Annotated in this window: 13 protein-coding genes; all 13 read right to left on the bottom strand. The window is 36.6% G+C overall.

Going from position 1 to position 12544, the window contains the following annotated elements:
* Nucleotides 1–7 precede the first annotated feature (7 nt).
* The 13 genes from cas4 to MB380_RS19040 all read right to left on the bottom strand — a co-directional run bounded on the left by cas4 (nucleotide 8) and on the right by MB380_RS19040 (nucleotide 12298).
* Nucleotides 8–553: a CRISPR-associated protein Cas4 gene (cas4, locus tag MB380_RS19100; protein WP_253530128.1), complete on the bottom strand. Its 546-nt coding sequence runs from the start codon at nucleotides 551–553 to the stop codon at nucleotides 8–10.
* Nucleotides 554–556: 3 nt separating this feature from the next.
* Nucleotides 557–1630 (bottom strand): CRISPR-associated protein Cas7, encoded by a 1074-nt coding sequence (locus tag MB380_RS19095; RefSeq protein ID WP_253530126.1) that lies wholly within the window; start codon nucleotides 1628–1630, stop codon nucleotides 557–559.
* An 8-nt stretch (nucleotides 1631–1638) separates the two neighbouring features.
* Nucleotides 1639–2961 carry a hypothetical protein gene (locus MB380_RS19090; protein WP_253530124.1) on the bottom strand — a complete coding sequence of 441 codons (1323 nt, stop codon included), beginning with the start codon at nucleotides 2959–2961 and terminating at the stop codon, nucleotides 1639–1641.
* A complete protein-coding gene (gene cas3, locus MB380_RS19085) occupies nucleotides 2958–5111 on the bottom strand; it encodes a CRISPR-associated helicase Cas3' (protein ID WP_253530121.1) in 2154 nt (717 codons plus the stop codon). The genes MB380_RS19090 and cas3 overlap by 4 nt, the downstream gene beginning before the upstream one ends.
* A complete protein-coding gene (locus tag MB380_RS19080) occupies nucleotides 5111–5698 on the bottom strand; it encodes a hypothetical protein (protein ID WP_253530118.1) in 588 nt (195 codons plus the stop codon). Before MB380_RS19080 ends, cas3 begins: the two co-directional genes overlap by 1 nt.
* A gap of 12 nt (nucleotides 5699–5710) precedes the next feature.
* Complete coding sequence (gene cas6, locus MB380_RS19075; RefSeq protein ID WP_101724388.1) at nucleotides 5711–6376, bottom strand: CRISPR-associated endoribonuclease Cas6; 666 nt, start codon at nucleotides 6374–6376, stop codon at nucleotides 5711–5713.
* 490 nt (nucleotides 6377–6866) lie between these two features.
* Nucleotides 6867–7790: a YafY family protein gene (locus MB380_RS19070; protein WP_253530115.1), complete on the bottom strand. Its 924-nt coding sequence runs from the start codon at nucleotides 7788–7790 to the stop codon at nucleotides 6867–6869.
* 12 nt (nucleotides 7791–7802) lie between these two features.
* Nucleotides 7803–8612, bottom strand: a complete 810-nt coding sequence (gene cas6, locus MB380_RS19065) for a CRISPR-associated endoribonuclease Cas6 (protein ID WP_253530113.1) — start codon at nucleotides 8610–8612, stop codon at nucleotides 7803–7805.
* Nucleotides 8613–8668: 56 nt separating this feature from the next.
* The gene (locus MB380_RS19060; RefSeq protein ID WP_253530111.1) at nucleotides 8669–9310 is read right to left on the bottom strand and encodes an acetyltransferase; all 642 of its coding nucleotides are present in this window, start codon (nucleotides 9308–9310) and stop codon (nucleotides 8669–8671) included.
* A gap of 184 nt (nucleotides 9311–9494) precedes the next feature.
* On the bottom strand, nucleotides 9495–10100 hold the full coding sequence (locus MB380_RS19055; RefSeq protein WP_253530109.1) for a sugar transferase: 606 nt from the start codon (nucleotides 10098–10100) through the stop codon (nucleotides 9495–9497).
* Nucleotides 10101–10262: 162 nt separating this feature from the next.
* Nucleotides 10263–11279 carry a sugar-transfer associated ATP-grasp domain-containing protein gene (locus tag MB380_RS19050; RefSeq protein ID WP_253530107.1) on the bottom strand — a complete coding sequence of 339 codons (1017 nt, stop codon included), beginning with the start codon at nucleotides 11277–11279 and terminating at the stop codon, nucleotides 10263–10265.
* 95 nt (nucleotides 11280–11374) lie between these two features.
* A complete protein-coding gene (locus tag MB380_RS19045; RefSeq protein WP_253535614.1) occupies nucleotides 11375–11605 on the bottom strand; it encodes a sugar-transfer associated ATP-grasp domain-containing protein in 231 nt (76 codons plus the stop codon).
* Nucleotides 11606–11944: 339 nt separating this feature from the next.
* Nucleotides 11945–12298 carry a hypothetical protein gene (locus MB380_RS19040; protein WP_253530105.1) on the bottom strand — a complete coding sequence of 118 codons (354 nt, stop codon included), beginning with the start codon at nucleotides 12296–12298 and terminating at the stop codon, nucleotides 11945–11947.
* Nucleotides 12299–12544 lie beyond the last annotated feature (246 nt).

Genomic DNA, 12544 nt, shown 5'->3' with positions numbered 1-12544 from the left:
TTCAGGTTTATTCTTCTCCAACCCAGCAAAATTCAAAAAAACTGCAAGACTTACATTTACTGACAGGCAGCCTGTCGGGGCAATGGCTCAGGGTAGCAATTTCATGAGTTTTTATAATAAGCGCTTCCAGTTGTTGTTGGTCAGAAGCCGAAAGGCTTACTTTTTCAGTAATACGAAGTTTTGGGTACTCAAGCAGCCCATAGTCGGCCCGGATACCGTTAAGCCGCAGCACATATAAATAAAACTGCACCTGCGCTACGTGGGCGTGCTCTTTTGCGTTTGATTTTTTTATTTCATGCACCACACCCGTTGAGGGGTCAAAGAAATCTATTTTTGCTGCCAGCGATATAAACTGGTAAGCAGGGTGGGGGAATTGCGCCGACACCTCAATTTCGGTGTATCGTTCGGCACGTTGGGGGTAGCTTTCCTGCCCTATGAGCCTACCCTCAGCAACTATCTCAGAGGTATGTTCCATCCGGATGCCGTTGGCGTGTAGCCAGACTTTCCGGTAACAAACCATCAGATAATTGATGAGGGTAGCTGTGATGGGCATGGTTTATAATTGATTCTCGTAGTCAAAACTTGTTAAAAGCTCTATCAGCTTTTCTTCTGCTTTTTCGAGGGCGTCTGAAGTTTCTCCTTTTGTTTGTATGTATCCTCCGGCTTGAAGTGTAATAAATGTGTTTACACCTTTCAGGTTTTCTTCAATAATTGGATTGGCTTTGTCTGAATCTTCTTCCGATAATTTTGCTCTAATGCTACCTGCTATCAGATTTGCATTATCACTAATTGATATTGCTAAAGTATCCATTAAGCTAAATGTTCTTGCCTGATTTGAGGTGATTCTCCAGTCAATGATTGCTTTAGCTAATCCTTTAATCCATTCTTTTCTTAATTCTTTTGGTGCTACAAGACATTTGCCAAATACGTTTTCCGATTCTTTCCATCCTTCTTCTTTTAGTTTATCAATAGTCTTATCTGACATTTCAGGTTCAAAACTATTTAATGAGACAGAAAATAAGCGTCTTAAATCAATTGCTATATCTGAAACAAACAAGCCTGAGGCTCTATCAGATGCATTTAGCCATTTTCTTGTTAGGCTTCGGTCTTTTCCGTCTAATAAGTCATTTATATCCTCATCTGACAATTGATTGCCTTTTTCATCTCTCACAACGATTAGATTATTAGGTCTTTCGCTTCTATCAAAAGATCCAGCTTCTTTTTGCATTCCTGCCAATAGTGGGTGTAAAGCTCGCATTGCAGAGATAGAAAGAGGGCTTCTTCTCTTTAGAGTCCTTTCTTTTTTAACCCCTTCAAGAGCTTTGGAAGCTTTCATCCATCCTCCAAATAATTGGTCTGCGAAAGTCGGATCACAAGTGCCAAAGACCTCTCCTTCATTGATTTCTTTCTTACCTTTTACATTTACAATTTCAGATATGAATGTAGTTGGAGAAGGCTTTTGATTAATTGCATCACATAATGTTTCAATTAATGAGCGTTTTACTTGTTGTCCACTTGAGAAAGGAATTCTTCTTCCAAATTGATTATCATAATAATATTTTTGGCCATCTGCAACACAAAACACTGTGTGTTCTGCTCGTTTTAAAGTTCTGATATAAATAGTATTCATATTTTTATTTAGTTTTTATTATTTTTTTCAACAAATGTGTAGTCAAATTTTAGTAATATGTGAAAGTATTCAAATTCTTCATTTGTCATCAAATGAGTTTCATTTCTAAAATTCCTAAGTTTTAATCTATCTTCTTCTTTTTCAAAGCCTTCTATCATTTCTGTCAGATTTGTTAAAAAAGCTTTTTTTGTTTTCGTTGAGAATAATTTTTCTAATAGAGTTTTTCTATCATTCTTACTCCCGCGGTTTCTATACTCTAAAAAGGTCTCCGCCAATTCAAGTGTATAATCTGTTATTTCATCTTTGTTTTTTGATATCATTGCTATAAGCCAGGTTTTATATGCGTAATAATTAAATGTATCTTCTTCTTTCTTTAATGAAATAGTTTTATCTTCTTTCATATACTTAACAAGCCCTTCAGGCCTAAGTGCTTGCAATCCTATACTGCCAAGCTCACAAGCGCGTTTAATGTGCATCCCAAAAAGAGCTTCAAAGCGCTTTTTGTCAGTATTTAGTTCTCCGAATAATTGGCGATAAATATCAATTATTCTAGTGCCAGATTTTAGATAAAAAGGTATAAACCCTATAGTTTTGTTAGTTTGACCGAATCCGTATACGTAACCAGTTAATTCGCCTTGTGGATACAATTGAGAGAGACTAAAGAAAAGTTCTGACCAGTTTACAGTATTAACCTCTGCCAATGACTCACTTACAGCAAAGATTTTTTGATTAGTTAATTCAGTAAAATCAAAGTCTTCCCTGTATTCATCTTTATCTAATGAATATTTCAACCACTGTCCATTCCAAGTATTTATTTGATTCCCCCTAAGTTTATCTAACCCATCATCTTCTAAGTATTTTCTATAAATTTTCCATCCTTCGAAAGTCTGTAAGGTAATTTTAGCATCATTATAAAGTATGGAAAACCCACCGGCTACTCCAATCCCTAGACCGCTGCCAATCCATGATAAGTAAATGTCATCGGGTGTTGTTGGTATAACTAAATCACTAACCAGGCCAGACGTGCTTGCGTATTCTTTTAATTCAGATGCAGGGAAACCGAGTGCAAAACTTGCGTCAGGTTCTGAATTTTCAACCTTTTCGAATAAGTTTTCGAGCTTCTCAATTCTTTCAGTATGAGTCAAAAGTTCAGGTTTTTGGCCTGTTTTCATTTGAACAAACGGAGAGTTGGTCACCCATTGCATATATTTAGCGTGATTATAGAATAACTCAAAATAAACTTCCTCAAAAAACTCTTTCGGAGATTTATTTACTTCATATTTTGCATTATATGCTTCTAAAAATGTTTTTCCAACAACGGTTGTTATCATAAAATTTGAAACTTAGAGTTAAAATTTTCTTCTTTTATTTCTTTAACAAATAGTCCTTTTTCTAGGTCATAGGCTTTATCAGGAATAATAAAAGGTTTATTCCCTTTTTCTGATTGATTCATTTTGCATACTGAAAAGTATCTGACGGGTATTTCCAATTCAAGCCTCCTTTCAAAGTAAGAATTTTCGTATTCATCCTGGTCTGATTCACGAATACATGATACGGAATCAATTTCAAGTAGTTGCATTAATATGGGTTCTCTACTATGGGTGAGTTTATCAATGCTAATTCTTCCATCAGACTTAAAAACTGCATGCTCTTCAATCTTTAAAAAGTTGATTTCTGTAAAAACTGTATCGATTTTTTGTTGAAGTTCACGTTCTTTAAGAATTTCGCCATTGCTTAATACATTGAAAGTCCGTTTCAAAATTTCAATGTCATAAGGTTTAGCATCCTTAGTGCTTTCAGGCGGAGCAATCACAAAAACATCTTTTATTGTTTCTGCATTTTCTGTAGTTCTTTTTCTATTTATTCGGCCAAACCTTTGAATAAGAGCATCTAAAGGAGCTGTTTCAGTTATCATAACATCAAAGCTTATATCCAGACTTACTTCAACAATTTGCGTGGAAACAACTATACATGCTTTATTTGAAGTATTAAATGTCTGTATCGGATTTCCTTCATTATCCAAGCCAATTAAATCTAGTTCTTTTTCATTTCTGTCACATCTTCTAAACCTGCTATGCAATAAAAGTTTATCAATTTCAGGATAGGACTCTTTAATCAAATCATAAACTTGCTGAGCTTTGTCAACAGTATTTAAAACGATTAGAACTTTCTCGTTATGAGTTGTTGAATTTGATATAATCTGATTAGCATCTTCAAATGAGTTAATTTTAAATACCCTGTGTCGATTAAACTTGTCTAGTTCTTCGTCTGAAAGGCTGGTTTCAAGTACATCATTTCCTAATAGCTCGATTATTTTTTTATATAGAATTGTTGGCATTGTAGCAGTTCCAATATGGATTCTACAATCATTTGCCTTTAAGATTTCAATTAGTTTTAAAACTATTGATTGAGAGATACCTGAATAAGTATGAATTTCATCTAGAATAATATCACAACTATTTAAGTCAAGCAGTAATGCTTCATATCCTTTCATTCCAAAAGCAATTGCTGCCAATTGATGAGGAGTAAGAATTTTAATTGAGGACCCAAATAATGATTGTAAAACGCTTTCTTCTTCTTCATCGTTTTTTCTTTTCACAACACATGAAGCAGCATGTAAGACCCTAATGTCGAGTTCCGGATTAGTATCTTTAAGTGAATGTGCAACTCTTTTAAACATTGCATTAATTGATGCCTGAAAAGGTAAAGTATAAAACACTCTCCCTTTACATCTTTTAAAAAGGTAGTCAGTCTTGCCTGCACCTGTGCATGCTACAACTATGGTGTGTTTTTTTTCTGAGCGGAAATTATCAATTAATGATAAAGGATATAAAGCACTTGTTCTATTGAAAAAACAGAGATTTGGGTTTTTAAAAGCTTTTTTAATATGTTTTTCTGTATCATTAATAACGGCAGAAGCAAAGTGGTCTGCTCCCATTAGAAGTCCACGCCATTCTGAGTAACCCCTTTCTTTCGTTTTTTTCTTACAATATGTTATTACAAAATCTATGTTTTGAAGTGCTTGCGCCTTTGTAATAGTTGAGGCATGTATTCCTAAATTATTTAATAATTCAATGGCTTTAACGCTCCACTCTTCCCATTTTCCTAAATGATAATCCAAATAATCGTATCCTTTTTCTAAATCAAGTAGACCCTTTTCGCCTGCATCATTTTTTACAGATTTATGATGCCCAATAATCATTTCTATTAAAACTTCGTATTCGTCAGCAGGAAATATTGATAAAAAGAATAACGAGCTGATTTCGTGTCTGAATGTTTTACTTTTCCTCGCATTGCTAAAAAGACGCTCTTGAAACGCAGGATGTGCCTTGCCAATATCATGTAAAATAGCTCCTTTGTATGCTAATTCTTCATTTTTTTTAAGGTGTTTGGCAAATGCTTTAGCAGCAAATGCTACATGCAAAAGATGATCCTCCAAAGAAGTCCATTCCGGGCCTGATTTAGCGTATAACTTTTCCATTAGAATTGTTTTACAGGTGTGCCAACTATTTTAAGCCATCCATGCATTACGTCATTCGTTAGTCTGTGATAGCCGGCAATGAATGATTTTTCGTTTTTTTCAAAGATTAATTCATAGCCTGCAAATCGCTCAGTATCATTGTTGAAGTCGTATTTCGATACTTCTTCGAGTGATACTGGGAGCATTAAGTCTTCATTTCTGACAAGACAGATATGCTGGCTTAATGCTAATTCAGCATCTGCTTTAGTTAAAAAGGCAAGATGAAGCACAGGCTCTAATAAGATGCCTCTCAACAAAATAGCTTTAGGTCTATCGAAAAGAATTTGCTTTCCTTGTCGGGTAGAATTCCAACCTCGGGTTTGAATGACTTCTTGCTGAGAACTGATTTGAGTATATGAAAGTCTATGCCCAACTATCTTTTTTATTCCATTTTCTGATAACAACTCCGGAAACAACTTTTTTTCAATGCCTTCTACAATAGATGGCGTTAAAAATTGCTGAGAGAAAGTTTCACTGTCTCTTACCGCTGTCCATGGTTTAATAAAACCAAATTGACCGCTGTATTTAACTACATAGTATTTTTCCATAATTCTTTAATTTTAGATTAGTGAGCCAAAGCCAATACCTGTAGAATTACCTACACCTACATTCCAAGCAAAAGCAAGTTGCTCAGGTGTACCTTTAATAATCACTGAGCACATAGACCCTTTATTCTTAATTCCTTTATAAGTGCAGCCTTTTATATGAGGGCTGGCATACGATTCATCAAATTTTACTTCAACGCTTTCACTTGATAGTCCTGCTTGCTTAAGCTTATTGATTAGGGTTTGGGTGAGAAAAATGTTGGCTTCTGAATCGTTATAAAAGTAGAATTTCGCATCCTTCTCTCCCGAACGAGGCCTTTTTATAAATACCGGGCTGCCTAACGAAAACGAGTGTTCATTGTTGAAAACAGGTTCTTTTTCAAGGCTTAGGGATATGATTTTCATCCCCCAGCCAAAATCATTATCTGTCTGGATACTTTGAATGATTTTTTTAATATTCTGGCTATCAAAACAACTAATAAAGTATTGGCTGCCATTAATAAAGTTTAGGCCCTTTTTACCTTCCTGTTTGCCTTTCTTTAGCCATGAGAATGAATAAAGAGATAATTTGTCATGCACCTCATTGTGTCCTAGCCAATAATGCAGTTTGCTGACTTGCCTCTCTTGATACGTAAAAGGCACTGTCTCTTTATTTTGGGATAAGTGAATGTGTAATCTCATTATTATATTCATTTTTTACGTTTCAAACTTAAACTCCTGCATGGTGCAATATTTGCCCTACCATAAATTTTTTAAATAAAAGTTTTAAGGTATTATAGCTTTTATAGATTATCATTTGTAATAAAGCAGAAACCATTGCATAATTCACATTCTTTAAAATTACTAATATGTAATTTGCCGCAATTGAGGCAAAACATCGGCTTATTGATTAATGGCGCTGTGTTATCTTTCATCTTAATTTATTTATAGGACAAACGTAGTACTAAATAAATTAAGAACCAATTATAAATAAATATTAAATTTATTTTTTTTTAGAATTACCCAGCCATATTTTGTGTTTTATTTTTAAATAGAGAGTAACTTTGTGATTGCTTTGTAAATAGTAAGGAATTGAAAAATTATTAATAAGTATTAATAAAAATCGGACCGTATTTGCAAAGCTTTTTTTGTATCTCTTAAGTAATAAAAATAAGAATTTCTTGCCCTACCCCTAAAACTTTATCCCCTGCACCTTCTTATTAATATGTTCAATGAGTGATTCAGGCTCAACAATCTCAACTATGTATTCTGAGTGACCCAAAATGAAGTTGCTGATGCCCTTAAACTCGGCATTTACTTTGCACTCAAAATGGTAGATGTCTTTCTCTGTGCTGCTTGGCTGTATATACGCCTGCGAAACCGGAAATTTATCTATCAGTTCGTTCACTGCGCCGGTCTTTAGTTTTAAGTGTATATATACCTGCTGGTCGCTGACTATTCTGAAGGGGTCTGTTGCCGCTACATGGTGCAAGGTCTCGTGTTGCCAGTTTTCAGTTTGCAGTTCTACTCGCTCAATTCTCGAAATCCTGAAATGGCGTATCTCTTTCCTTTCCAGGTCATAGGCATGCAGTATGTCTTCTTTGGTACTTATATGAAATGGCTCAACCACACGGTTGCTTACCTGGCTGCTCATGGTCGAGCGGTAGTTAAGCAGTGTCGTTACGCGTTTTTGTTTTCGGGCTTGTTCAAGCAGATTGGCCTTGTCAAGAAAAGTTCTTGAAAACAAACTGCTGCCCAGTTTTGATACGTCATAAATGCGCTCCAGCTTAGACCTTATTTTCTCAAGCCGTTTGTCGGTAGCGTTGGCTTTGGTGAGTGCTTCAAGTAAGAACTCTTTCTCTGGCCCGGTAAAAAACAGCACGTCTTCAAGGTGTTCCAGCGATTTGTCCGAGACCAGGTAGTATCGGTATTGTTTGTCATACTTTAATGTAAACCACGCGTTTTTTAGCTCATCAAAATCTTTTTTGATGATAGATTGGCTCACATTATACCGGGCGGCCAGCATTTTAATGGTATAATGGCACGGTTGCTCCAAAAGATTTTTCAGGATCCCTAATAGCCGGTTTTTAGGGCTATTGTCGTGGAAGACATTCATCAGCTTGTTGTTTTATACAATTTCCAGAAACCCCATGCCTGCCGCCGAGGTGTATTTACCTATGCCACCGTAAAATCCTGCTTCTATTATTCCGGCTGGGGCGGTTAAATCAAAACTAAAATTTTCGTAGCCTTTAATTTTAGTTTCGTCGTTGCGGTCTTGCTTAATCCAGATGAGCTTAGAACGCATCTTTTCGGTATCAATGAGCTTAATCCTGATTAGCTTATCAAGCGTGGCGGTATCTACGTCTATACTTTTGCCGTGTACCGACTCATATTTATCAAACAGGTTCTGTACTAAGTATCTGGCAAACCGGGGGTCAGTAGGGGGTAGGTATTCGTCGGTACCGTCGACGCGTTTTTCGGCTATCACCATTGGCGAGGCGGCTTTAAAGCGCATGGGTACATTGGCAAAAGCTGGCGCAGGTAACGATTCAACTGAAGATATGATGAAATCGGCCTGGTATTTTTTGTTGTAAATGCTGATTTGCTGATTGTTAAAGAGGCCAATAATGAAGTCTTCGGCTGCTTTATCAATGAAGAAAGAAACGGTAATATATATGGGTTGGTCAGATAACAGCATAAAGTCGTCGCCCTTTTCAATCGCTTTGGCTTTTTGAGGTACAACAAACTTTGAGAACGTAAAATGTTTAAAGGTTTTGGTAGAATCCTGAGTGCGATAGCCTTTCTGATGCAGAAAGGCGGCATAGGAGGCATCTGATTCTTTGATACGGGTGTATATCCAGCTTGAAAAAGGATGGTTATAATTAAGAGTAAGTTTTTGCCCCGGGTTAGTGGGCTTTAAGGTAAGTTTAAATCTCATAGCAATTTGTTGTTCTGCGAAGCAATGATAACAAAAAAATGCGAATTGACCAATCTTTAATCCGGATTATTGTATCTGATTATTCGCCCCGGGTTACCCACTACCACGGCGTTATCCGGCACGTCTTTTATGATTACAGCTCCTGAGCCTATAAGAACGTTCTGGCCCACAGAATGAACACCGGTAGACAAAGTACACCCCTGCCCGCAGAACGTGTTTTGGCTCACGGTTATGCCCGCCCCAATGTTTGTACCCTGCGAATAAAAACTACCCTGGCCTAAAATAGTATGATGTGCTATGTTTACACCCATGCTGATCATTACGTAGTCTTCAATGGTAGAAAACGGCATAATGTTGCAATCTGGTAGGGCATATACTGTTTTTCCGATTGCGACAGATTCATGAATCTGTGAACTTTTATGAATGAATGACGGCAGACTATAGCCGGCGGCTTCCAGTTTTTTTATCAGGGCTACTCTGGTTTGATTATGCCCAATCGGAACGAAAATATGAACTGAATTGTCAATGTTGCTGGTTATATAATCAAAATCACCGATTACTGGCACCCCACAGAAATTCTTCCCGATGAGCTCTTTATTATCGTCAACAAACCCAATTACTTCATATTCTTCTTTTAGATACTCACAATAAACCTGTCCGTAGGTTCCGGCGCCAATAATTAAAGCTTTATAATTCATTATCCTTTAGTAAAGTATTTATTCGTTTTTGCTTGCCTGTTTAAGGCATTTATAATAATGGTGGATTATCTCAATACTGTGTTTCTTCAATTTCCAGACAGCTGCCCAATATGGTTTCCTTTTTACTCAGCCATCGATTAGTGAAAGCTATATTCAATTTCTTTAATACACTTATTGTAATTTTTTAATTATGCCCATTAAACGGAACCGTGGTGGCGTATCCCTGCTTACTAACGCCTTCTTTTAAGAACACTTTCTTTAATGTCAGGTATGCAATTTTGGCATCCAGCGCAAGGCACAGGTGGTCAATATAATATACATCCATTTCAAACTTGGCAGTCCATGAGATGTCATTTCTGCCATTTACCTGTGCCCAACCCGTAATACCCGGGCGTACATCATGGCGGCGCTTCTGGGTATCATTATATAAGGGCATATAATAGGTTCGGAGGGGTCTCGGGCCAATTAAGCTCATATCTCCTTTTAATACATTGATTAGCTGGGGGATTTCGTCTATTGAACTTTTACGTATAAAAGCGCCCATTTTTGTTAGTCGCTCGGCATCAGAAAGCAAGTTGCCGTGTATATCTTTTTTATTGTTCATAGACCTGAATTTTATAATACTGAATACCCTGCCATTTTTGCCGGGGCGGGGCTGTAAAAAAAATGGGTTTCCCTGATTAGCTATAAACAGGCCTATCGTTACCACTATTAGCACAGGGCTTAAAACGATAATGCCAAGCGCAGAAATAAGGAGGTCCAGAAAGTGTTTAATAAAAAACCTGTACATCTATTAAAACTAAATGTTGATTTCAGTTGAATAAAAAGATTTTGTTTTTTGCATCACTCAGAAGAATGGAATACAACTTCAGGTATCAGACTGATATTGGATAAACAATGAAAGTATGGCTATATGGTTTAAATACAGAACTGACCTGGCAGACGTATCATTTCAAAGCAAGCCTCGAATCCTGTTACCGACGGGCTCTTCTGATATGGCCTCATAAATTCCCCAGTTGTCATTGCCTTCAATAAGTGTAGGGCCGGTTGGGGTCATGGCAATGTCCCAGCCTACGGTTCTAACGCCTGGTACTTCAAGGGCGGCTTTTTTTACCATCTCAATGGTTTCTTTCCAGAAAGGGACTTTCACTCCTGTAATAGCGTTGCCTGTAACCGGATGATTTGCATACCTTTCTTTTGTAAAAGGGTCTCTTACTTTGGCCAGGTTATCAATCTCACCCGTTTCAAGTTTTATATTAGAGCTAAGCCCGCCATTGCTGAAATTATCTATGGGGGTGTTCCAGCCAAAGCGTATAATAGCAACCCATACTTCAACAAATGCCTGGTCGTTAACAAATGTTACAATCCGGATTGTGTTGACAGATATAGGGTTAATGTTTTTCAGAACAGGGTGCTGGTCTACGAATGATTCAAAAAGAATATATCCTTCCTTATAAAGTTTAAGAAGTGCCTTGTGGGCATCTATACCGTCAACGGTTACTTCATTGCCAGCAAAAGTTAAATCTAAAACTTTAACCTGCTTACCTGAGTTGCCTAATGGTATTTTGGTTACAATCTTGTAGAATTGGTTCTTGCCTGCCCATTGCAGTAGGCCTTCAATATCTTTTTCTGACTTTACAACCCAATAAGGGTAAGTAAAATAGTTTTTGAATCGCGCTCTGAACTTTACTTTGTCTTGAAAAACAGAGCAGTCTTTTGTATTAAACTTTTGATGAAACTGGTGCAGGTGCCAAACATCGGTGAAGTCCGGGCGTCTTGTATCTTCATTAAACAAACCCAGATAAAAATAATCCAGGAGCTTGGTGTTGTATTTAAAAAGGCATACGGCTATATCCTTATAAATTTCGGTTATTGAAAGACCCCTCTCTGCGCTTAGTTTTTTTACAAGGTTATGAAGTTCTCTAAAATCAGTTTTAATTATATTATAGGCTAAGTATTTAATATGCATTAGCTATGGCTTATTTTTCGAATAATTACCTAAAAGTCCTACAAATAGTACTTTTAAAATTAAAATTACAAAATTTTATAAATTAGAAAAGTATTTTATGCACTTTTTGGATTTAGGGTAAGTCCACTAGCGTTGGGTAAAGGTTTTTTTTGCCACTTGCGGACTGGTTTTTTTTGCAGTTCTTGTCCTGTTACTAGCTCTACAATGGTTTTGCCCCAGTTGTCGTTGCCCTCAATAATTGTAGGGTCGTTTGGGGTTAAGGCGATGTCCCAACCTATGGTTCGTACCGATGGAATTTTGAGCGCAGCTTTTTTTGCCATTGTCAGGGTTTCATGCCAGAAAAGTATTTTACTGCCGCTTATAGGTGCATTTGTACAGGGTGCCTGTGGTAAGTTTTTGTTTGAAATGGGTCTTTAACCCTGGCCAGGGTTTATTTCTGCTCTATCAATGATTCAAAAAAGGTTGTAACCTTTACCGTAGAGCGATTTAGGGTAAATGCGGGTATCTACGCCGTCAGTAGTTTGTGTTTTGGCAAGCGGACAATTTTCATAAAAACAATTGTAGAAGAGTAAGGCAAGAACAACTAAATAGTTAATACACCCGGAACAGACGCACGTTTCCGGGTGTATCAGAAGGTATTTTGTAATTAAAGGAAGGGTTAGATATTAAGAATTATCCTTTATCCATGATTCAATACTTGTTTTCTGGAAATGTAAACGGGCAGTTATTACTAATGCAATAATTGGCCCCAGAGATAAGCCGATAAAAAGAAACAAAACAAAAATTACAAATAGTGCATAAATACTCCACCCAATTTTTTTTAAATCTTCTTCGTAAATATCGTAACCTGTTAGTTTCATTGCGCAATAACTTGCATAGACTAAAATCAGCCAGGACAGTACTTGAAGAAAAGCCATTTTGTCAACAGTTAAGGCTACCAACAAGCTTAACAAAATGCCTAGAATACAAACAATAATGGCAACAATAGCTGCAATTTTTAGGGTTTTCCGGGTAAACATAGGTCAACGGGTTTAGGTTTATAACTTTTTTAATCTCTAATATTCAGGTATTGAATAAGGTTATTCAATATCAGCAAATTTCCCGAATACTAAATTATTGTGCCGTAAGTATTTTCTTATTTGCCAGCATTTAAAAGGAAATTGTACTTTGAGCGGCCTTCCTTATTTTCATACCTGTTATAACCAAAATTAGCCATTGCTACCCATCAATAAAGTCTGAGTAACATTGACTAAAATTTATAAATG

Origin of the sequence: Emticicia sp. 21SJ11W-3 (assembly GCF_024138715.1) — a bacterium.
In the GTDB taxonomy this organism is placed as follows: domain Bacteria; phylum Bacteroidota; class Bacteroidia; order Cytophagales; family Spirosomataceae; genus Emticicia; species Emticicia fluvialis.
Note: the sequence above shows the minus strand (reverse complement) of the source record. Positions and strands in the feature narration are given on the sequence as shown.

Coding starts and splice junctions, on each gene's coding strand:
- cas4 (WP_253530128.1), bottom strand. CDS start 553: ATGCCCATCACAGCTACCCTCATCAATTATCTGATGGTTTGTTACCGG.
- MB380_RS19095 (WP_253530126.1), bottom strand. CDS start 1,630: ATGAATACTATTTATATCAGAACTTTAAAACGAGCAGAACACACAGTG.
- MB380_RS19090 (WP_253530124.1), bottom strand. CDS start 2,961: ATGATAACAACCGTTGTTGGAAAAACATTTTTAGAAGCATATAATGCA.
- cas3 (WP_253530121.1), bottom strand. CDS start 5,111: ATGGAAAAGTTATACGCTAAATCAGGCCCGGAATGGACTTCTTTGGAG.
- MB380_RS19080 (WP_253530118.1), bottom strand. CDS start 5,698: ATGGAAAAATACTATGTAGTTAAATACAGCGGTCAATTTGGTTTTATT.
- cas6 (WP_101724388.1), bottom strand. CDS start 6,376: ATGAGATTACACATTCACTTATCCCAAAATAAAGAGACAGTGCCTTTT.
- MB380_RS19070 (WP_253530115.1), bottom strand. CDS start 7,790: ATGAATGTCTTCCACGACAATAGCCCTAAAAACCGGCTATTAGGGATC.
- cas6 (WP_253530113.1), bottom strand. CDS start 8,612: ATGAGATTTAAACTTACCTTAAAGCCCACTAACCCGGGGCAAAAACTT.
- MB380_RS19060 (WP_253530111.1), bottom strand. CDS start 9,310: ATGAATTATAAAGCTTTAATTATTGGCGCCGGAACCTACGGACAGGTT.
- MB380_RS19055 (WP_253530109.1), bottom strand. CDS start 10,100: ATGTACAGGTTTTTTATTAAACACTTTCTGGACCTCCTTATTTCTGCG.
- MB380_RS19050 (WP_253530107.1), bottom strand. CDS start 11,279: ATGCATATTAAATACTTAGCCTATAATATAATTAAAACTGATTTTAGA.
- MB380_RS19040 (WP_253530105.1), bottom strand. CDS start 12,298: ATGTTTACCCGGAAAACCCTAAAAATTGCAGCTATTGTTGCCATTATT.